The 21,382-nt window shown below is 33.3% G+C and carries 18 protein-coding genes; 7 read left to right on the top strand and 11 right to left on the bottom strand.

What is annotated here, in order from left to right:
* The first annotated feature begins 22 nt into the window (after positions 1-22).
* A complete protein-coding gene (locus H0V01_12370; protein MBA2584169.1) occupies positions 23-472 on the top strand; it encodes a PaaI family thioesterase in 450 nt (149 codons plus the stop codon).
* Between the two features lie 28 nt (positions 473-500).
* On the opposite strand, the gene H0V01_12365 is transcribed toward H0V01_12370, so the two are convergent.
* From H0V01_12365 to H0V01_12355, 3 genes are all read right to left on the bottom strand, one after another.
* A complete protein-coding gene (locus tag H0V01_12365) occupies positions 501-3,878 on the bottom strand; it encodes a methylmalonyl-CoA mutase family protein (GenBank protein MBA2584168.1) in 3,378 nt (1,125 codons plus the stop codon).
* A gap of 76 nt (positions 3,879-3,954) precedes the next feature.
* Positions 3,955-4,665 (bottom strand): DUF2807 domain-containing protein, encoded by a 711-nt coding sequence (locus H0V01_12360; GenBank protein MBA2584167.1) that lies wholly within the window; start codon positions 4,663-4,665, stop codon positions 3,955-3,957.
* Between the two features lie 82 nt (positions 4,666-4,747).
* Positions 4,748-5,791 (bottom strand): aminopeptidase, encoded by a 1,044-nt coding sequence (locus tag H0V01_12355; GenBank protein MBA2584166.1) that lies wholly within the window; start codon positions 5,789-5,791, stop codon positions 4,748-4,750.
* 150 nt (positions 5,792-5,941) lie between these two features.
* On the opposite strand from H0V01_12355, the gene H0V01_12350 reads away from it, so the two are divergent.
* From H0V01_12350 to H0V01_12335, 4 genes are all read left to right on the top strand, one after another.
* Positions 5,942-6,706 carry a YdcF family protein gene (locus H0V01_12350; protein ID MBA2584165.1) on the top strand — a complete coding sequence of 255 codons (765 nt, stop codon included), beginning with the start codon at positions 5,942-5,944 and terminating at the stop codon, positions 6,704-6,706.
* Between the two features lie 198 nt (positions 6,707-6,904).
* A complete protein-coding gene (locus tag H0V01_12345) occupies positions 6,905-7,354 on the top strand; it encodes a MarR family transcriptional regulator (GenBank protein MBA2584164.1) in 450 nt (149 codons plus the stop codon).
* A 5-nt stretch (positions 7,355-7,359) separates the two neighbouring features.
* Positions 7,360-8,070 (top strand): pirin family protein, encoded by a 711-nt coding sequence (locus H0V01_12340; GenBank protein MBA2584163.1) that lies wholly within the window; start codon positions 7,360-7,362, stop codon positions 8,068-8,070.
* Between the two features lie 49 nt (positions 8,071-8,119).
* Positions 8,120-8,725, top strand: a complete 606-nt coding sequence (locus tag H0V01_12335; GenBank protein ID MBA2584162.1) for a YceI family protein — start codon at positions 8,120-8,122, stop codon at positions 8,723-8,725.
* 112 nt (positions 8,726-8,837) lie between these two features.
* Here H0V01_12335 and H0V01_12330 read toward each other — a convergent pair whose 3' ends face one another.
* Positions 8,838-10,955, bottom strand: a complete 2,118-nt coding sequence (locus tag H0V01_12330; protein ID MBA2584161.1) for a WG repeat-containing protein — start codon at positions 10,953-10,955, stop codon at positions 8,838-8,840.
* Positions 10,956-11,412: 457 nt separating this feature from the next.
* Between H0V01_12330 and H0V01_12325 the strand changes: the two genes are divergently transcribed.
* Complete coding sequence (locus H0V01_12325; GenBank protein MBA2584160.1) at positions 11,413-12,228, top strand: hypothetical protein; 816 nt, start codon at positions 11,413-11,415, stop codon at positions 12,226-12,228.
* Positions 12,229-12,441: 213 nt separating this feature from the next.
* Here the strand turns inward: H0V01_12325 and H0V01_12320 are convergent, their stop codons facing one another.
* The 3 genes from H0V01_12320 to H0V01_12310 form a co-directional block, all read right to left on the bottom strand.
* Positions 12,442-13,011, bottom strand: coding sequence for a CoA pyrophosphatase (locus tag H0V01_12320; protein ID MBA2584159.1), 570 nt, complete (start codon positions 13,009-13,011; stop codon positions 12,442-12,444).
* A gap of 83 nt (positions 13,012-13,094) precedes the next feature.
* Complete coding sequence (locus H0V01_12315) at positions 13,095-13,430, bottom strand: hypothetical protein (protein MBA2584158.1); 336 nt, start codon at positions 13,428-13,430, stop codon at positions 13,095-13,097.
* A 9-nt stretch (positions 13,431-13,439) separates the two neighbouring features.
* Positions 13,440-14,606, bottom strand: coding sequence for a peptidoglycan DD-metalloendopeptidase family protein (locus H0V01_12310; protein ID MBA2584157.1), 1,167 nt, complete (start codon positions 14,604-14,606; stop codon positions 13,440-13,442).
* 169 nt (positions 14,607-14,775) lie between these two features.
* On the opposite strand from H0V01_12310, the gene H0V01_12305 reads away from it, so the two are divergent.
* The gene (locus H0V01_12305) at positions 14,776-16,413 is read left to right on the top strand and encodes a cation:proton antiporter (GenBank protein MBA2584156.1); all 1,638 of its coding nucleotides are present in this window, start codon (positions 14,776-14,778) and stop codon (positions 16,411-16,413) included.
* A gap of 62 nt (positions 16,414-16,475) precedes the next feature.
* On the opposite strand, the gene H0V01_12300 is transcribed toward H0V01_12305, so the two are convergent.
* From H0V01_12300 to H0V01_12285, 4 genes are all read right to left on the bottom strand, one after another.
* Positions 16,476-17,429: an NAD(P)-dependent oxidoreductase gene (locus H0V01_12300; protein MBA2584155.1), complete on the bottom strand. Its 954-nt coding sequence runs from the start codon at positions 17,427-17,429 to the stop codon at positions 16,476-16,478.
* 206 nt (positions 17,430-17,635) lie between these two features.
* The gene (locus H0V01_12295; protein MBA2584154.1) at positions 17,636-19,588 is read right to left on the bottom strand and encodes a cation:proton antiporter; all 1,953 of its coding nucleotides are present in this window, start codon (positions 19,586-19,588) and stop codon (positions 17,636-17,638) included.
* Positions 19,589-19,627: 39 nt separating this feature from the next.
* On the bottom strand, positions 19,628-19,858 hold the full coding sequence (locus H0V01_12290; protein MBA2584153.1) for a PspC domain-containing protein: 231 nt from the start codon (positions 19,856-19,858) through the stop codon (positions 19,628-19,630).
* Between the two features lie 244 nt (positions 19,859-20,102).
* Complete coding sequence (locus H0V01_12285; protein ID MBA2584152.1) at positions 20,103-21,380, bottom strand: DUF2851 family protein; 1,278 nt, start codon at positions 21,378-21,380, stop codon at positions 20,103-20,105.
* Positions 21,381-21,382: the final 2 nt, after the last annotated feature.

The following is a 21,382-nucleotide window of genomic DNA, read 5'->3' as shown; positions in this document are numbered from 1 at the left end:
AAAATAATCACAAACAATGTAAATGGACAGATTACTTGAAATATATAACAAAATAAACAAATACGGTGAAGTAAACGGAATGAAGGTACATGTTATTGAGCCCGGCCATATTGTTTATGAAATGGAAATAAAAGATCAGCATATGGCAACACCAATTGCTGCACATGGTGGTGCAGTTGCAGGTTTCATGGATGGTGTTTTAGGAGTTGCAGCATTGTCCGCTTCTGCTCAGGAAGAGAATCTTGTATCAACTATTGAATTTAAAATCAATTTTCTAAATCCTGTATATAAATCTGATATATTAATCGGGACAGGAAGAGTTGAACAAAAAGGCAAGCGAATAATAATTGCAAGTGGTGAAATAGTATGTAAGAACCGTAACAATATTTTAATCGCCAAAGCAATTGGCACTTTTAATGCCTACCCCTTTGAAAAAGCTGATTTTGTAAACATGTTTAATGAACATGAATAAAATTACAGCTTATTCAAATTCTGTTAAATTACATATTCCTTCTATATTGTCCTCCAACTTCAAACAATGCGCTTGTTATTTGTCCTAAAGAACAATATTTACTTACTTCCATTAACTTCTCGAAAATATTGTTGTTTTGAATCGCAGCTATTTGCAGCTCCCTAAGCATTTGGCTAGCCTTATCCTTATTGGATTTATGCAATTGTTCAACCATTTCAATCTGATACTCTTTTTCTTCTTGAGTTGCCCTAATTACCTCAGCAGGAACTAGTGTTGGAGAACCTTTGGAAGATAAAAAAGTGTTAACACCTATAATGGGATATTCACCCGTATGTTTAAGTGTTTCATAATACAGACTTTCTTCCTGTATTTTGCCTCTTTGATACATTGTTTCCATGGCACCCAATACTCCTCCTCTCTCTGTGATCTTGTCGAACTCAACCAATACTGCTTCTTCCACAAGATCAGTAAGTTCTTCAATGATAAAAGAACCTTGTAGTGGATTTTCGTTTTTGGCTAATCCAAGCTCCCTATTTATAATAAGTTGAATTGCCATAGCCCTTCTCACACTTTCTTCAGTGGGAGTAGTAATTGCCTCATCATAAGCATTGGTATGCAAAGAATTACAATTATCATAAATAGCGTAAAGGGCTTGCAGGGTGGTTCTTATATCATTAAAATCTATCTCCTGGGCGTGTAAAGATCGTCCTGAGGTTTGAATATGATATTTAAGCATTTGAGAGCGTTCATTTGCTCCATATTTTTTCTTCATTGCTTTAGCCCAAATCCTTCTTGCAACTCTTCCTATCACTGCATATTCAGGATCAATTCCATTGGAGAAAAAGAAGGATAAATTCGGAGCGAACTTATTTATATCCATTCCCCTGGAAAGATAATATTCTACATAGGTAAAACCATTGGAAAGGGTAAACGCCAACTGAGTAATGGGATTTGCACCTGCCTCTGCAATATGGTATCCGGAAATGGATACAGAATAAAAATTCCGGATATTGTTGGTGATAAAATATTCTTGCATATCACCCATTAATCTAAGAGCAAACTCGGTGGAGAAAATGCAGGTGTTTTGAGCCTGATCTTCCTTTAAAATATCCGCCTGTACTGTTCCTCTTACTGCTGCAATTGTTTCTGCTTTTATCTTTTGATAAACCTCATCCGGCAAAACCTGATCCCCTGTAACTCCAATTAACATAAGCCCAAGACCATCATTTCCATGAGGAAGACTTCCCTGGTAGGAAGGACGGATGGTACCCTTTTGTTTATATATTTTTTCAATTTTATCTTTTACCTGCTGCTCAATTGCATTTTGTTTAATGTATAACTCACATTGTTGATCAATTGCAGCATTCATAAAAAATCCTGTTAACATTGCAGCTGGTCCATTAATGGTCATACTTACGGATGTTGAAGCGCTGGCAAGATTAAAACCTGAGTAAAGTTTTTTAGCATCATCAAGACAACAGATAGAAACTCCCGCATTGCCAATTTTCCCGTAAATATCCGGACGATGATCGGGATCATTACCATATAAAGTAACGGAATCAAAAGCTGTGGAAAGTCGTTTTGCAGGCAAACCAAGGCTTACATAATGGAACCTGCGATTTGTTCTTTCGGGCCCTCCTTCCCCAGCGAACATCCGGGTAGGGTCCTCCCCCTCTCTTTTAAATGGAAATACGCCCGAAGTATATGGAAATTCTCCAGGTACATTTTCCTGAAGGTTCCATTTTAAAAGATCTCCCCAGGCCTGGTACTTAGGCATTGCAATTTTAGGAATCTTAGAATGAGAAAGGGATTCATAATAGGTTTTAATTTTTATTTCTTTATCCCTTACCTTAAAAACAAAAAACTCGTTACTGTATGCTTGTGCTTTTTCTGGCCAGGTTTCTATTACTTTCCTGTTTGTTCCATCAAGGCTTAATTCCTGTTGGGCATAAGCCTGCTCCAATTTTTTTACAAGTGCGTCCTTATCCTCAATTTGGGAGCAGGAAATAGTTTCAATAGACTTTCTAAGACTATATAAAGTTTGGGCAATTTCAGCCTGATTTAAAACCCAGGTATCGTAACCTCTGTTATTTTCAGCTATTTCTGCAAGGTACCTTATTCTAGCGGGTGGAATAATAAATACTTTCTCTGACATTTCATCGGCAACATGAAAAGTAGATTTTAATTCAGAGCCTGTTTTTTCCACCAGCTTTTCCATGACCTTTTTATACAGCATATTCATTCCAGGATCATTAAACTGGGATGCAATTGTTCCAAAAACGGGTATGTCCTGGTCGGGAGTATCCCATAATTTATGGTTTCTTTTGTACTGCTTTTTAACATCCCTTAAAGCATCCAGAGCACCGCGTTTGTCAAATTTATTTAATGCTATTACATCGGCAAAATCAAGCATGTCAATTTTCTCCAGTTGGGTTGCAGCTCCATATTCAGGAGTCATTACATACAAACTCATATTGGAATGTTCAATAATTTCCGTATCGGACTGGCCAATACCTGAAGTTTCAAGAATCACAAGATCGAACATTGCCGCTTTAACTATTTCCACAGCTTCATTTACATGACGGGATAAGGCCAGGTTGCTTTGACGAGTAGCTAAGGAGCGCATGTAAACCCTTGGATTGCCTATTGCATTCATTCTAATACGATCGCCAAGAAGCGCTCCTCCTGTTTTTCTTTTTGAAGGATCAACGGAAATAATTGCGATCGTTTTATCTTTAAAATCAGCCAGAAACCTTCTCACCAATTCATCAACAAGCGAAGATTTTCCTGCCCCACCAGTTCCGGTTATTCCAATTACAGGAGTTTTAGATTTCAATGCTAGTTGCTTAACCTGATCAAGAACAGGAATTGATTGTTCATAAAAATTTTCAGCAGCAGAAATCAACCTGGCTATTGCCCTTGATTTCTTTTGAGAAAGTCCCTGAACCTCATCCATGCCTACTGATTTACCAGTTGGAAAATCGCATTTTTCGAGCATGTCATCAATCATGCCTTGCAATCCCATGGAACGCCCATCGTCAGGAGTATAAATTTTACAAATTCCATATTCCTGCAATTCCTGAATTTCCGAGGGCAGTATTACCCCTCCGCCACCACCGAACAATTTAATATGAGCACAACCATTTTCTTTTAACAGATCATAAGCATACTTAAAATATTCTGTATGTCCTCCCTGATAAGAGGTAATAGCAATAGCCTGAACATCTTCCTGTATAGCACAATCTACCACATCCTGTACAGACCGATCATGACCCAAATGAATCACCTCAGCCCCGCTTGCCTGTAAAATCCTGCGCATAATATTAATGGATGCATCATGTCCGTCAAAAAGAGAGGCAGCAGTTACAATCCTAATTTTATTCTTTAACTGATATGTTTCACTCATTGGATTTAGTTTTACCCCTTTCAGCGTATCTTTTTTTTCCTGGGTTGCTGAATTTTGTTGCTTTTGGTTCATGTTTTTACTTTTTAACAATTTCTCCAGAACCAGTAATTTCTGAAATTACTTTTGCTCCTGTATCCTTGTATTTAATATCTCCACTTCCAGTTATTGTTGCCTCAACCAATTCGGTTGCATGAATTGAAGCATTTCCTGATCCTATTGTTTTTATTTTTGTTATTAACGTAATAAAATCAGCTGCTTCTATATCTCCTGATCCTGTTATGGATGCCACAAAATTTGTAGCACTTCCACTTAACTTTACATTTCCTGAACCTGATATATCTGTTGAAACTTCTCTGGAATTAAGTATTAGATCAATATCACCAGATCCGGCTACTGAAATCCTCATCTGACTAACATTTAAGTTGTTTAAGCTTTTTACATTGCCTGACCCTGTAACTGTAATGGCTTCGATAGAAGGAGTGATAATATTTATTTCTATTTTTTTTGTCCGGACACACTCCTTAAATGCAATATCCCAGGTATTGTTTTTAATATCAGTATTTAACAAATGAATAATGTTTTCAGGAGCAATAATTTCTACTTTTTGTTCTACCCCTTGTGTAACGGTTACTCCCCAGCTACCGGTTAAATGAATAGCATTGAAGGATTCAAGAACCAAAGTTTTAATTACAGGTTCACCCTCACCTTTTACACAATCATTGCAAGAAGCAGTAAGAAGGGCTGATATTAATATAGAAGCAAGTGTGATTTTTTTAAAAATATTCATAGTGGTCCCCCTTAAATTAATAATTTAAAATATTATTTTCAAAGCACAAATTTAATCTTTAACGTTAACTAAAACAAGAAGTTTATAAAGAGGGGTATAAGGCTTTTAAATGAAGCAGATATGCCTTTAGGTCATTTTTAAAGAGCATATCAAGTTCCTGTTCAAAGTCATCCTGCTTGGCTCCATATCTAATGTAGGAGAGAAAAAAAGCATTTTTATAGTTCTCTATTTTTTTTGTAAGTTCTGTATATCTCTGTTTGTTATGTAACTCCAGGCTCTCTGATTGTGAAATAATCTCTTTAAGCATATTGTTTTTCAACTCTTCTTTTATATGGTTTTGCTGATTATCCATGGTCATATACAAGCTATCGAGTCTAAGAGCGCTTTTGTTTATATAATCATTGTACACTTTTTCATCGGTGCTGCTTTCCAGGTATTTTTGCATTTGAGGAGAATTTTCTCCGAATTTATAAACCAAAAATCTCAAGGCTCCTTGATGTCCAATAAAACTCGCCAGGTTTTCATTAAAATCAACATCGTCTTTCACAAATAAAGTATTGTGGGTAAGCTCGTGAATCACAAGATTAGCCAAATCTCCTTCATTCCTATTGAGCATATTGGATAATATAGGGTCATTAAACCATCCCAATGTTGACCATGCTCCTACAGCCCCCAGTTCTGCATCATATCCCTCTGATTTTAATTTTTCCAATTCTATTTCCCCTCTGCCATATTCGAAAAATCCTTTGTAAGAGACATTACCTAAAAATGGAAAAGACCATTCATATTCTTTTAATTGATAAGGATCAGAAGCAGTAAGTACCCACAATACAGGCTTGCCTTTTTGATCATATACCGAAGTGTAATTGTTTGATGGATTAATTCCAATATGTTGCATGGCAAAAGCATTAATTTCCTGTATCAAAATTAATTTATTCTTTAGAGAGTCTGGAAATAGAGGATCTGCCAGAACTTTTTCAATGGGTTGTGCATTAATTATAACATGCAATTGTCCTTTTAACTGAGAAAGCCCATAATTCAAAAGACTTAAATTAAAGATTAAACCTGACAAAATAAGCAGTCCGGTAAATCCAAAAAAATAAAATAGAGGTTTTTTTAGTTTCATCCTTAAATAATTTCAAAATTACACTTATTTTAATAACAGTTATTTTGAGTTTTTAATATTTCCACCACCTTTTTACATATTAGAAGATTATAATTAATGAAAATTTCAGTTCTTTGAAAACAATATGAGAATTTAAAGTTTTTAGCAGCCATGTTTTTTATCGCATCAAAAATATTAAGTTTTTTAACCACTCCTCTTATTTGGATTTTTGTTTTGCTCTTTATAGCATATTTTCAGGCTATTCCAAAGAGAAAAAACAGGATCCTTCTGATTTGCATTTTTTTAATTTACCTTTTTTCCAATGAATTTATTTTTAATGAAGTGGTTCGACAATGGGAAATTCCCGCAAAAAGCCAAAAAGAAATATCAAATTACGAAGTTGGCATTATACTAGGTGGAGCCACAACTTATGATGAAGAGCTCCAGCGGCTGCAGATTCACAACAGTTTTGACAGGGTTGTTCAAGGAGTGGATTTGTATAAAAAAGGATTTATAAGTAAACTTTTAATCAGTGGAGGCTCAGGAAGTCTTACTTTCCCAGATATGAAGGAGGCCAAATTTATTAAAGCATATCTATTAACAATTGGTATTCCTGAAAGAGACATAATCATTGAATTTGAATCAAAAAACACCAGAGAAAATGCTTTGTTCACATTTGAGGAACTTAAAAAGATTGGTCTACAGGATTCAAAATTGCTACTAATAACCTCTGGTTATCATATGCGAAGGTCACAAGCTTGTTTTGAAAAAGTTGGCCTGCAAACCACCTCCTATACCACTGATCGTTTAAGTGGAACAAGAAGAAAACAGCTTGATTTCCTCTTTCTGCCAAATATGCAAACCCTCTATAACTGGAGGGTAATAATTCATGAATGGCTGGGATATGTTATTTACTTCCTGGTTGGTTATGTTTAATTTTAGTTTTTAAAATAAATTTCATTACTTAAACCATTGCCATCTTTCTGTTTTTAATATTCACAGCCTTCTTTAATCAGGAATAAAATTTAATCACCAAGTATATTTAAATAAAAATCAAGCAATTAGTAAAAATATTTATTTAAATGTTGGTACATATAATGTCTTTACATATATTTGCGTTATAGAAATCAAAAGATGAAAATAGAACAGGAAATAAAACAAGAAGTATTTAAGGATGATTACCAAAAAGCAGTTATCAATATCCTTTATACCGCTTCGTGGCTTAATTTGAAACAAACACAATTGTTTAAAAAATATGGCATTACTCCTCCCCAGTATAATGTATTGAGGATTTTACGGGGCCAGTTTCCTAATACGGCAACAGTAAATTTAATTATCGACAGGATGCTGGATAAAAATTCAAATGCCTCTAGAATAGTGGAGAAATTAAGATTAAAAAAACTTATTGAGCGTATTACTTGTCCACAAGACAGGAGATCAGTAAATGTAAAAATAAATCAAAACGGACTTGAATTACTGGCTGAAATTGATAAAATTGAAAAACAGTTTGCTGAAGGCATTAATTCCCTTACACAGAAAGAGGCCGCACTTTTAAATGAATTATTAGATAAAGCAAGGGGTTAAACAAAATGAAAAAAACAATTTATCCTTCTAATAAACGTGGATTTGCTGATCATGGGTGGTTAAAAGCAAATCGCTCTTTTAGTTTTGCAGAATATTACGATCCTTTAAAAATGCATTTTGGAAAGTTACGTGTTTTGAATGATGATTATATTTCTCCAGGGATGGGTTTTCCTGAACATCCCCATGAAAATATGGAGATAATTACGCTTGTAATAAATGGAGCTTTAGCTCACAAGGATAGTATGGGGCATGTTTCGGTGATAAACCAGGGGGAAGTTCAGATTATGTCTGCAGGTAAAGGAATTACTCATTCTGAATACAACCATTCTAAATCAGAATCCATAAACCTACTACAGATATGGGTGTTTCCAAAAATAAAAAACATTATCCCTAAATACGGGGAAAAAAAATTTTTTCTTGAAGACAGAATAAATAAATTTCAAACAGTTGTTTCACCAAACATCCAGAATGACTGTTTATGGATAAACCAGGATGCATTTTTTTCTTTATGTCATTTAGAAAACAACCATACTGTTGATTACCATTTGAAGAACAAATCAAACGGAATATATTTCTTTTTAATTGAAGGAAAGGCAGAAATTGATGGGGAAACATTAAACAAACGAGATGCAATAGGAATATGGGAAACAGAAAATCTTAAAATAAAATCGCTTGAATCATGCGATTTATTAATAATTGAATTACCAATGAATTAACAATAAATAAATAAATAAATAAATAAATAAATAAACAAAACAAATAATTATGAAGAAGATCATTTTATTAGCATTAACAGTATCAATTACAGGATTTGCTATAGGACAAAAAAAAGAAGAAGCATATAAAATAAACAGTTCGGTAAGTAAAATTGAATGGACCGGAAAAAAAGTAACCGGAAAACACAATGGTGAAATTTCTATTTCAAACAGTGACCTTTTGGTTAAAAACGGTGCTATTCAAGGCGGTACAATTACCGTTGACATGACTTCCATAACTTGCTCTGATATGCAGGGTGAAATGGGAGAAAAACTGGTAGGACATTTAAAATCCGATGATTTCTTTGCTGTGGATAAATTCAATACGGCTGTTTATGTTATAAAAAGTATAAAACCCATTAAAGGCGCAACCGAAGGAAAACCTAACAATACGATTTCCGGTGATTTAACAATTAAAGGTATTACGCATGAATTGTCTTTTCCTGCTATAATTTCTGTAAAGGATGATAATATTGTAACGGTAGGTGAAGTAACTATTGACAGAACAATATACGATGTTCGTTATGGATCAGCAACATTTTTTGAAAACATTGGTAACAAGGCAATTTCAAATGATTTTACTTTGAATTTCAAATTAGCAGCAAGTAAAAAATAATATTAAATAAGTGAAAACAAAAAGAGGCTGCCCTTATTTGGTCAGCCTCTTTTTTATTTGTTGTTTTTTAGTAGAAAAATTCCTTTAAACGTCATCTTTTAAAACCAAAATTTCAAAATCCATCTTCCTTCCAAACATATTGTTTTAAAGTGTAATTGAAATAAGCCATTTTGCCTGCTTTTTTCAAAAGCAAAATAGAGGGAATATCTAAAAATTCAATGTCTGAAAATTCAAGGGATAAAACAATTTGACCTTTATCATCCAATATTCCCCATAATGCTTCTTTCTTAACCAGGGCCAATCCATTTGTAAAATCTTTGGCATCTTCATAATCTGCAGGAATAAATAAAGCACCATAATTATCAATAAAACCCACCTTTTCTCCTTTTTTAACCCGAGCTTTTTTTTCATTAAAATTCCAGACATAATCATATATGTTTGAAACTACAACCTTATTGCTTTTATCAATAAACCCCCATTTATCTTTTTTCTTAAACCCTGCCAATCCTTGAGAAAAAATCATTAAATCCTCATATTCTACAGGAATAATAATTTTTCCTGTCTTATCAATAAATCCTTTCTTTTTGTTTTTATCTACTCTTGCAAGCCCTTCGTTAAATCCACCCAAAACGGTAATTCCAGGAGTATAATCATAAAGCAAAGGGATAACAATATTTCCTGAACTATCGGCAAATCCAAATTTATTGTTTTTAGAAACAAGGATCATTCCTTCAGAGGATCTATCTATCATATCATATTCATAGGAAATAATAAGTTTTCCAGCATTGTTTATCAAGCCATATTTATCTTCTCTTTTTACCCGTGCAATGCCATTGTAGAAACTTTCTGTCCATTCAAATACTGCAGGAATAAGAAAAAATCCTGTTTGATTTATGAATCCATATTTATCATTAACTTTTACCTTTGCAAGCCCCTCTGAAAATCCCGAAGCGTCTTCAAATTTGCAATCAATGGCAATTCGTGCATCCTCATCAATGTAGCCATATAAATCATCCTTTATTACAAGGGCATAACCTTCATGAAATTCAAATATATCCTCATATTCCAATGGAAGCAATATTTTCCCCTTGCGGCTTATCACTCCTGCAAGATCATTTGATTTTACAACAACTATGTTTTTTCTGAATTCCTCAACTTCATCATAAATAAAGTCAATATGCACTTTCCCCTGTTTATCAACAAATCCTGCTTTACCATTTTTTTCAACATCAACAAGACCAAATGAAAAATCACCAGCTCCATCAAACTCAAATTCTACAACAACATTTCCTTTTAAATCGATAAATCCCCATTTGTTTTTATTCCTGGCTCTAATATAAGTAACCTGAGATAGCTCTATATCTTTATCAACTTGTTCAATAAAAGGAAATTCAGGATAATCAAACCGGAAATCAACAAAAGTTTCTGGCCTCCTGTCTTCAGTATATATTGTGTAAATCATCTGCCATGCATTATTTACATTGCGGTTTAATGGATGCTTTTTAATAAACCTATGAAAATCCTCCAAATCACCCCCTGCTGTTTCCATTTCATAAATATTGTTTTCAGCTGCCCTAATATAAGGGCTTTCCGGGTACTTTTGTATAAAATCAAGATAGGAATAAAGGGACTTGTCTTTGGTAAAACTATAATATAAGGTTTTGTCATATAACACTTTTGCCTCTGTTACCTCTTCTGAATTGGGATAGGATTCAATAAAATTAAAATAGGATTCAGGTGTATCGAGAATTGAGGCTTGTTGAAAGGCAAGCAAATTTCTTTTGCGAATGGCAAGATCAATAAATTCTGAATCAAAATAAAATTCGATATATTTATTATATGCTTTTACTGATTGCTGCATATCTGTAGCCTGATAAGCTTTTTCGCAAACATTGTTTTTATGTTTGGCAATGGCTAAGGAATCGATTTTTAAAGAAGCAAGCTTTATTTTATTCCTTTCAGAAAGTAAAGGATAATTTTCCAATGCGGCTTTAACATTAGCATATGCTGAATCAAAATTATGGAAAGGATTCTTTTCATTAAAATAGATAAGGCTTAAACCATAGGAAGCACCGCATACATTTTTTTTCAAGACAGACTCGAAATATTTTTTTGCCTTAAAGTAATCGTAAACTTCCAAGGCCTGATACCCTTTTTCAAGTTTACCGGCAAATACTTGACCAGCCAAGGAAATAAAAAAAGCAATTATTAAAACCCTACACAATTTCATTCTTTTAAACTTTCTTTATTTGAATGCAAAAATATATAAAATAACTATCCGAAACCGGAAAAGGTATTTAAGCATAAAAGCTAATAGATTAAATGAATATTGTTGGATTTATTGTAAAAAACAATAAAAATATCTCCTGCTTTATAATGGAATTTGAACTATATAATTTATGGAGTGGCTTATTTCCTTAAAATAAATTTATTCTTTTTAACTTAATACTTGTTTTATTGAGTCTTTCTTAATGGTTCAAAAATTAAAACAAGAAAAAAGATTTAAAAAAAATAAATGGTTTTTATTTTATTGATTTAGCAGGGGCACATTTTAAAAAAAACATTTAATTCTCCCTGAATTTTCGGTTTTTAATTAAAAAACAAACTGGTTGTGATTAACCTGATAATTATTTATATTTGCACCAATTAAGAAAAGTAAATAATCATTTAAAATACGAGCAGAAAGAATGAAAAACACAATTATCCCATTTGTTTTTTTATTGTTTTTTAATTTATTCGGCAATCTTGTTCATTCAAAAATAACTTCCGGCAAAGGAATTATTATTTTAGAAGGAAAGTACCAGAATAAAAATTTGTATGTTCAAAATAGTTTTGCTAGTTCCGGTGTTGGATTTTGTGTATATGAAGTTACCATAAACGGCAAAGTCACTACTGATCCAATTAATTCAAGTGCTTTTGAAATTGATTTTAACCAGGAGATGATTGCAGTTGGAACAGACGTAATTGTTGAAATAAAACACAAAGATGGTTGTTCTCCAAAAGTTCTTAACCCTGATGTGCTTAAACCTATGCCTACCTTTGAAACCACATCCATTAAAGTTAACCATGATGGAATAATAAACTGGTCTACAAAAAACGAGACGGGTTCATTGCCCTATTACGTTGAACATTTTAAATGGAACAAATGGGTAAACGTTGGGGAGGTACAAGGCAAAGGAACGCCAGAGGAAAACGCATATTCATTTAAAATTCCTTTAGTTTCAGGCGAGAATAAGTTTAGAGTAAAACAATTGGGAAATAACAATAAGCCAAGATATTCGGAAGAAATAAAATTAAGGGCTAAAATGACTCAAGTCAGCTATTCATATTCAAAATCCTCAAGAGAAATCGTTTTTAGCTCCGAAACCAGTTATGAAATTTATGACAAGTATGGCAATCTGGCCAAAAAAGGATATGGCAAAGTTATTTCCTGCACTAACCTGGAAAAAGCAGTTCATTACCTTAACTACGATAGTTCCACAGAAGAAATCAGTTTAAAGTAAGTTTTCCGCGATTCAAATGAATTTTACACAAGGCCAAGTAATATTCGCCCTATTTTTTGTGCTGGCTTTCATAATTGGTATAGCTTGGGCCTATCGGAAAGACTACCAGAAAAACAAAAAATATTTTAAAGGAACGGCCCTGATTATTGTGAGCTTTATTCTTATCTATCTTATTTTTTGGATGTTTGTAAGGGTTATTGGAGCCTAATAAAACTATAGTTTCATTCCTGTCATTTTCACAAGCTCTATAAACTCACTTGTAATCATAGCAGTTGCCCCCCATATAAGATGTTGTTCAAATTGATAAACAGGAGCGGTAATAACCCTATCAGACACAGTTCGTATTTTAGTTGTTGCAACATTTTCAGAGGCCTTTAAAATAGTATTGAGTTCTACCTCAATAAGTGCTGCAACTTCTTTTTCTTGAATTTTAAATTGAGGTCGAATTGGAATAAAACCAACAAAAGGTGTTACAATAAAATTACTGGCTGGAATATATAAATCACTTAATTGTCCTATTATTTCTACCTCTTCTGGAAATACACCTATTTCCTCATAAGTTTCTCTTAATGCTGTATTTTCAGCACTAATGTCCCTTGGTTCGAACTTCCCACCCGGAAAACTAATTTGCCCACTATGTACTCCCGTGTATTCAGTTCTTTTAATATAAGCAGTTAACCAAAGGTTGTTATGGGGATAAATTGCAATTAAGATGCTTCCTTTTTTTGAATTTAATACTGAAAAATCAGAACAATTAAAACTTTTTCGACCATGAGGGGCCATTTTTTGCTGTGCCTCGCTACCAGGCAAGGGCAGTAAAAACTGTTTTTTGAGTAATTCTATAAATGAAAAAGGAGCCAAAATAATTATTTCAGGGCATTTACAATCATTCCGGTTACTGCAAGGGCCATCATAATAAAAAACAAAGACAATACAGTATATCTTAAATATTTATCAGAAATAAAAGGCTTGCGAAATTTACCATTTGAAATATTGTTGAGTTCGTTTACTTTTGTAAAATCGGATTTTCGAATCCCATAATAAACAAGGAAATTTTTCTCGTTTTCCAGGTGCTTTTCAAAAAATAAATTATTTTGTGTTAATAACTGCTCAAAATATAGCGATTGATCTTTATGGTCAAAATGAAAAACCATAAAGTCTTTCTTAGTGGAATGTATTTTATAATTTGTAAAGTCAATCATCTTATTATTTTAGCTTACCCTAAGCCTTTGGCCAACCTGTAAAATTGATTTTCGGCTTAAGCTATTAAATTCACATAGTTGAATAACGGATAAACCATAACGTTCAGCAATCTCAGATAAGTATTCCCCTTTTTCCACAAGGTGGTATTCAGCTCCTTCCGCACATATAGAATAGGACCATTTAGTCTTATTCAATACAATGGCCTCGTGCTTTAATTGTTTTTCAGAAAAATTTATTAAATGATTTGGGTTCAGAGGCTTTCCTTTAAAACGAACCTCAAAATGCAAGTGACTACCTGTTGAGCGCCCTGTATTTCCGCCAAGTCCTACCAGCTGCCCCGCCGCAATCTCCTGGCCAGGTTTTACTTTAATTTTGTGTAAATGGGCATACAATGTTTCCAGGCCATTGTAATGTCTTACAACCACAACATTTCCATACCCACCATGATTCCTTGCTATTCTTACTTTCCCATCAAAGGCAGAAAGTACAGGCTCTCCAGTTCTTAAACTAATGTCAATTCCATTGTGATTTTTACCATCGCGCCTTCCAAAATTAGAACTCACCTTACCTTTATGAGGGTGTATGTAGTTGCAAAAATTCATGGTATCGCGCAAAACAAGCACAATGGGAGAAGAGTCTTCTCTCCAAAGATCATCAGTGTAGGGGTGAGTAACATGCGTATCCCAGCTATCATAAAAACAATTCCCAGGAAATTCCGATTCATCATAAAATGAAGTAATAGCAACCGCCTTTGTAATATCAACCTCTGTTCCCGCTCTTGTGGCTACAAAATAATTTATTTGATTAATCAAGGCATAGGGTACATGTTCCAATTCAAACAATGAATCAATAAGCATATAAATTTCACTTTCTGATTTTTCTTTAACCGCTATAAAAAGATTGATTTGTTTTATTAACTCATCAGGTCTTGAAGGCATATTGAACAGTGAATCAATATATTGAAAAACGATTTCTTCGGAAAATTTTGCAGAAGGTTTTATAAGAAATTTGTTTCCGTATAAAACTATTGCCCTTACTGTATCCTTTACCTCCTTTTCATCCTCTGATCCTCCTGCAGTATTAGCAAAAGCAGACTGATTAAATAAGCCAAAGCAGCCTATTAAAAGCAAAAAAACAAAAGAAAAAAACTTGGAATATTTAAAATAAAATAACAATAACCCGGGGTTTTATTTAAACACTGTAATTTTAAAAAGAAAGCTAAAGTATAAAAAAATATTCCAAAACCATGATTTTAAAATTGTTTTTTAACAGCCTTTTGTGAATAAATGGTTGTGGTGGTTATTAAAAATATAATCTTTATTTTTAATAAAGCCTTTTTAGCAAATGTTGCAATTAATCGAAAATCCATTTATTGAGTTTGCTGCTATCCTTATCACAAGTGCCTTACTTGGTGCCTTAGGAAGATTGCTAAAACAACCTTTAATTGTAGCCTTTATTGCTGCTGGAATTTTAATAGGTTCTTCTGGATTTAACCTAATCCGATCCACAGAACAAATCCTTCTTTTGTCTGAAGTAGGGATTTCAATCCTTTTGTTTGTAGTTGGTCTTAAATTGGATATTAGCTTGATTCGCTCTACAGGCAAAGTTTCTACCCTTACTGGTCTTGGCCAGGTTGTTTTTACCTCTATTTTTGGTTTTATCATTGGAAAAGTGCTTGGATATGAGAATCTTATTGCCTTGTACATTGCAATTGCACTAACCTTTTCCAGTACCATTATTATTGTTAAGCTACTTTCGGATAAAAAAGAAATTGATTCTTTACATGGTCAAATAGCCGTAGGTTTTTTAATAATTCAGGACATAGTTGTTGTGATTATGATGATTTTTTTATCAGCCCTTGGGACGGGTACAGGTGAGAATATCGCTTTTGATGTATTTATTGTTTTTTTGAAGGGCATTGGTATGCTTCTAATTGTAGGCTTATTAATGAAATATGTACTGCCTGTATTATTAAAAAAACTTGCTGATTCTGTGGAGCTTCTTGTATTGTTTTCTGTTTCTTATGCAATTTTACTTGCCGCAGCAGGAGACATAATGGGATTCAGCAAAGAAGTAGGAGCTTTTGTTGCGGGCATTTCACTTGCTTCAACAGAATATAGGGAGATTATAAGTGGAAGACTATTAGGATTGCGCGATTTTTTACTTTTGTTTTTCTTTATAAATCTCGGGGCACAGATTGATTTATCCTTGCTAAATGTTCAGATAATTCCTGCTGTGGTATTTTCCTTATTTGTGCTCATTGGAAACCCATTAATTGTTTTATTGATTATGGGAATGATGGGCTACCGCAAGCGAACGTCATTTCTTGCAGGGCTTACAGTAGCTCAAATTAGTGAATTCTCACTCATATTGGCCACAATGGGTTTCACATTAGGTCATATAGATCATGAAACAATGGGCCTTATTACTCTTGTAGGTTTAATCACTATTGGCTTATCTACCTACATGATAATATACTCTCACCAGCTTTACACTAAATTGTCTCCCCTACTGGTGATTTTTGAACGTAAAATAGCTTACCGTGAAACTGGCGATAAAGCTTACCGGGGCGATCCTGTAGATGTTATAATATTTGGTTTGGGAAGGTATGGTAACAACGTGGCCAAAAGCTTAAGCCGGGAAAATTATAAAATACTTGGTGTAGACTTTGATCCAAAATTAGTTAGTTCATGGAGAAACAAGGGAAAAAATGCCCAGTACGCAGATGTTGAAGATCCTGAAATTACTGCCATTTTACCACTTTCAAAAGCAAAATTCGTAATAAGTACAATCTCCGATGTTACCATAAACCTTTCATTACTGAAATATTTAAAAGAAGCAGATTATAAAGGAAAAATAGCACTAACTGTTCATCATAATAAAGATGCGGAAAGATTAACAAAAGCAGGAGCTGATATTATTCTTTTTCCTTTTGTAGATGCTGCTTCTAGCATTATTAAGAATTTGACAATGCACAAATAAAAATCAAAGCTCATTTTTATCTGTGCATTTATTTTGGACTAAAAATTTATTTCAAGCAAAAGCTATTTGGATTTAACCTGTTTTAGCTGTTGATTTAATATTTCAAGTCCCTCTTCAAAAGTATGTGGTTCGTATCCTAATTCTTTTCTTGCTTTATCAAGAACAAAGCCTGTTCTAGGAGGCCTTTTTGCAGCTTGGTTTAAACTTGATGATTTAATGGTGCTTACATTTGATTTATCAAGATGAAAATACGAAGCAACACGATTAACAATATCTATGATACTCATGATATCTTTTCCTGAAACATGAAATATACCTGTTGCTTCTTTCTCAACAGCCAATAAACAAGCCTGGGCAAGATCTTCTGCAAGAGTAGGAGAACGAAACTGATCGTCAACTACCTGAATAGCCTGTTTTTTTTCAAGTGCATCTTTCGCCCAAAGCACAATATTGCTTCTGCTCATTTCATCCCCTGTTCCATAAACAATAATTGTCCTGAGAATACACCATTTGAGGCTACTGTTTTTTACTGCTTTTTCCGATTCCAGTTTTGACCATCCATAGTAACTCAAAGGATTTGGTTCATCTTCTTCTTTATATGGCCCATGTTCACCATCAAAAATAAAATCAGTGGAAAGATGGATGAAATGAGGTGTTTCAGCATTTTTTACATTCAATTCCTTTGCTAAATCCTCTAAAGTTTGAACCATGTTTTTTACGGCAGAAATATTTAAAGCCACACAATCCTCTTTATCGGTTTCACAAACATCCACATTAGTCATAGCCGCAGTGTTTATTACCGTATCAGGCATGTGTTTTCTGAACAAAACCTCAACCTGCTTTTTATCCGTTATATCGAGTGTTTCATAAACATATCCTGATTTATCCTGTATCCTGTTTTCTCCTTTTGAAGTAGCTATTACTTCAAATTCCATTCTCGTTTTTAAGATATGTACCAGCTTTTGACCAAGTAAACCATTGGAACCTGTAATAATTATTTTTTTCTTTTTTATCATTTGAATTACTTAAAAAATAGGAAATTTTAAGGTACAAAGTTAAATATTACAACTTGAATAAATTTAAAAAAAAAGGATTTTGTCTTCATTTAACATAAAATTTTAGGGACATTACCAATTGAATGCATTCAGGCGAAAGCACTGTAATTAAATAAAAATTCAACTTTATAAAAACCCCGGTAAACTTTGATAACTATCCTAATAAACTAAGTGAAATTATCTAAATACTCTACAGCCATATCCAACTTATCCTGGGTGCCAAAAACAACAAGGGTATCCAATCTTTCTACTTTAATATCCTCACCAAATTCAGTAATTATTATATCCTCACGAATAAGGCCGATAATCCTTGCCTTTTTGAATACCTGCATTAACTGACTATTGATTTTTATTACTTTTTTGCCAATTAAACCTGGGTTTTCGATTGCCAGATACGTTTCATTAAAAAATTCTATATCCGCTAATTCGGCAATTTTTAATTGATTTTCTACAGCTTGGTCTTCAGTAAAAAAACGATAATGCCTTTTTCTTAATTGATCTGATTTTATTTTGGCAATAGGTTCAGCAATTCCAAAAAATTTAAGCACATAGGATGCAATCTGCAAGGAAGCTTCAAAGTCTTGTGAAATAACCATATTTGCACCTAAATCATAAAGATTTTCAATTTGAGAAATAAATTCAGACCTAACAATTATCTGTAAATCCGGATTGTTTTTTCTACTAATATCTATGGCCTTTTGGGTGGCCTCTGCATCGGAAATTGCAATAACCAACATTGTTGCTTTTTCTATTCCTATTCGTTTTAGATTTTCTAATTGTGTAATATCTCCAAAAACAATGGGTTCTCCGGCTTCTTTAAATTTTCGAACAGTAGCAGGATTCATATCAATAATTCGATAGGAAATATTTAAAGCTTTAAAAATCCTGGAAAGATTAATTCCATTTATACCAAAACCAGCAATTATAACTTCCTTTTGTTCAATAAAATTTTCATCCACTTTTTTCATTAAGCCCTGCTGAGTTCTGAGTTTCTCTCCAAGTATTAATAAAAGTGGGGTTATCAGCATAGAAATTACAGAAACCGAAAGAAACAACTGGTAAAAATCCTCACTGATAATATCAAGTGGATGGGCTATACTTAAAAGCATAAATGCAAATTCTCCGATTTGTGAAAGCCCCAATCCTGATTTTAAAGAAATATTTATAGGGTTTTTAGAAAAGAATAAAATAGAGGTAATAATTATTGTTTTCAATATGAGAATTCCAGCCAAAACCAATAAAATTTTAATCGGGTTAGCAATCAAATAATCAACATCCATTAGCATGCCCACCGTAATAAAAAACACAGATAGAAAAAGGGTTTTCAGCGGTTTTATATCTGCCTCAATTTGATGGATAAAATCTGATTCGGCTAAAATCATTCCAGCTATAAATGCTCCTAGAGCAACAGAGAACCCTAAGGAATACGTTAACAAAGCAAGTCCAAAGGCAAGGCCAATTATTAACAAAATAAAAATCTCAGAAACACGGGAGTTTATCACATAATCAAAAATCTTAGGAAGCAGATATTTTGCCGACAAAAAAATTATCAGGATTAAACCGAATGATCCAGCTAATTTAAGTAATACTTCTAATGCATCAACTTCCCCAACGGTTCCAAGCAATGGGGTTAAAATTATCAGGGGAACTATGCATAAATCCTGGAAGAGTAAAATACCTAGCATTATTCGACCATCTGGTGTTTGCAATTTTCCTTTATCCTGCATTATTTTCATAACAATAGCAGTACTGCTAAGTGAAATCACAAAAGCTGCAAAAATTGATTCTTTAGTAGAAAAACCTGTGAAAAACAGTATAATCCATACTGTTAAAATAGTGATCAATACCTGCATGCCACCGTAAATTAATACCTGGCGCTTCATTTGGTTCATCCTGGATATTGAAAACTCCAGGCCTATTGTAAACATGAGCAAAATAACACCAACTTCAGCCATTACCTCCAATTCATGCCCTGCTTTAATATAACCGGATCCCACGGTGCCAATTAATATTCCGGTTAATAAAAAGCCAATTACAGAAGGAACTTTAAGGCGAGAGAGAATCACCAAGACTCCAACAGCAGTCAATAATAAAATAATAAAATTCTGGAGAACTCCCATTTACAGTGAAAAATCTAAGGGTTTATTGACAAATATAAATTACAAATCCCAAATTGAAGCCCTACTCTTGCGGAATTTTAATTTAAAATAGGATTTATGTTCAAGGATAAATGCCATTGCCAGGTATATAATAATTGGAGATCCGGCAGTAAAAAAAGAAAGATAAATAAAGAATAAGCGGATGGAAGTGGTTTTTATTCCCAGTTTTCCGCCCCACCATGTACAAACACCAAATGCCTGCTTTTCAAAAAAAGATGTTACTTTATTTATCATAAATAACCTTGGTGTTTCTTTAAGAAAAAACTACTGTTGTTTTGAATATCTGCAAAATGTAAAGATAAGAAACTTCATCAAGAAAAAAGAAACTGAAATATAAATCTATGCCTTTTAAAATTCTTATTGTTTTAAAACTAGTGACTTTGTTTTTAAATTAATGCATCAGGCAACTGTTTTTTTGATTCGTCTATTTTGTTTCTAAAATATTCCGGATTTAATATTGCCATGGCAAGGAAAACTAAATCCCCCTTTTTAAAATACTATTTCCTATGCTACATTTTAAACATCTTTTTAAATCACAATAATTCAGTTTTAATTCAAGCAAAGCTTGAGATCGAAAAGCAGAATCACACTTCATTCCTGTTTTTTTCCATTCTCTAATTATACTATTCCCCTCCCCCTGGAGAGTTTCGAGCAGCTCCAAAGCTTTTTCCTTAAATTTATCCTCTTGTTTTTGAATTCCATAAACAAATAAGAAAGGAACTACTGTATTTATTAGAATTCCTTCTACAGAAGATTTTCCTAAAGCCTTTTTACTGAAAATTGATTGTTTTCCAAATGTAAAATGTGTATCCCAATAATCCGAGGAACTCACATTAAAGAGGTCATAATATTGCTGAAGGTTATTACATTCCAAAATTTTCACAAATAAATTTTCCCATTTACATATTAGATTAGCAAATTGAGAAAGCCGTATAGTAGGGAAACTTACTGGCCTTAGTCTAAGGAATTTCCATAAGTGGTTATCAATTGGATTTAAACTGTACTTATATTTAAGATAATTGTATTCTTTTTGTAAATGACAAGAATATTCATCTTCAATTATTGATTCTAACATTCCTGCTTGTCCAAAAATCATGGCTTCTATTTGAACAAGATTATCCCGATGCTTAATAAGATATAACAAGGGAAGGGATTTTGACATTAATTCGAAAGGTTCCGCATTTAGCTGGAATCCGAAATTACGGGCTAAATGATGATAAAATGTTTCTTGCCAATTATTGTTTGTTAGTTTCAAAGAATTAATAATGGTTTCTGCCTTTCTCTCTAACCGTTCTATCAATAATCTACTTAGCCAATTACTAACAATGAATTCATCCACATCATTTATATTCTTACTGCAACTAATCCACTGAGTACTTTTCAATAATTCAGAGTAACAAGAAAAAACAGCAGGATTAATCCTGCCTTTTAATTCAATAGCTGGGATTGTTTCTCCGGATATCCTTTGAATAATGCAATCATCATTATAAACTACATGTAAAACAACATTATTATAGGCCTTATCTTCAGAATGGTTGTGTTTGTTCCAGTCGGATGAGTTAATATGGATTTCGACATTTCCAGCCCACAAAGTCTCTCCTATTTTTAGAACTGAATTGAAAAAATCCGGTCCGGCATTCAGATTGTGGTCTCCAGGCTTAATGATTTCTATGGATTCTCCAGTTTGTGCTTTTAGTCCTGAATTGTCAAAATTCCGGAATTGCCAAATGTAATGTAGAAAATCCTCTGTCATAA

It is taken from the genome of Bacteroidota bacterium (assembly GCA_013696965.1).
Classification (GTDB): Bacteria; Bacteroidota; Bacteroidia; order JACCXN01; family JACCXN01; genus JACCXN01.
Note: the sequence above shows the minus strand (reverse complement) of the source record. Positions and strands in the feature narration are given on the sequence as shown.

Coding starts and splice junctions, on each gene's coding strand:
- H0V01_12335 (MBA2584162.1), top strand. CDS start 8,120: ATGAAGAAGATCATTTTATTAGCATTAACAGTATCAATTACAGGATTT.
- H0V01_12305 (MBA2584156.1), top strand. CDS start 14,776: ATGTTGCAATTAATCGAAAATCCATTTATTGAGTTTGCTGCTATCCTT.
- H0V01_12365 (MBA2584168.1), bottom strand. CDS start 3,878: ATGAGTGAAACATATCAGTTAAAGAATAAAATTAGGATTGTAACTGCT.
- H0V01_12360 (MBA2584167.1), bottom strand. CDS start 4,665: ATGAATATTTTTAAAAAAATCACACTTGCTTCTATATTAATATCAGCC.
- H0V01_12330 (MBA2584161.1), bottom strand. CDS start 10,955: ATGAAATTGTGTAGGGTTTTAATAATTGCTTTTTTTATTTCCTTGGCT.
- H0V01_12295 (MBA2584154.1), bottom strand. CDS start 19,588: ATGGGAGTTCTCCAGAATTTTATTATTTTATTATTGACTGCTGTTGGA.
- H0V01_12350 (MBA2584165.1), top strand. CDS start 5,942: ATGTTTTTTATCGCATCAAAAATATTAAGTTTTTTAACCACTCCTCTT.
- H0V01_12355 (MBA2584166.1), bottom strand. CDS start 5,791: ATGAAACTAAAAAAACCTCTATTTTATTTTTTTGGATTTACCGGACTG.
- H0V01_12315 (MBA2584158.1), bottom strand. CDS start 13,430: ATGATTGACTTTACAAATTATAAAATACATTCCACTAAGAAAGACTTT.
- H0V01_12370 (MBA2584169.1), top strand. CDS start 23: ATGGACAGATTACTTGAAATATATAACAAAATAAACAAATACGGTGAA.
- H0V01_12345 (MBA2584164.1), top strand. CDS start 6,905: ATGAAAATAGAACAGGAAATAAAACAAGAAGTATTTAAGGATGATTAC.
- H0V01_12285 (MBA2584152.1), bottom strand. CDS start 21,380: ATGACAGAGGATTTTCTACATTACATTTGGCAATTCCGGAATTTTGAC.
- H0V01_12320 (MBA2584159.1), bottom strand. CDS start 13,011: ATGGCCCCTCATGGTCGAAAAAGTTTTAATTGTTCTGATTTTTCAGTA.
- H0V01_12340 (MBA2584163.1), top strand. CDS start 7,360: ATGAAAAAAACAATTTATCCTTCTAATAAACGTGGATTTGCTGATCAT.
- H0V01_12300 (MBA2584155.1), bottom strand. CDS start 17,429: ATGATAAAAAAGAAAAAAATAATTATTACAGGTTCCAATGGTTTACTT.
- H0V01_12325 (MBA2584160.1), top strand. CDS start 11,413: ATGAAAAACACAATTATCCCATTTGTTTTTTTATTGTTTTTTAATTTA.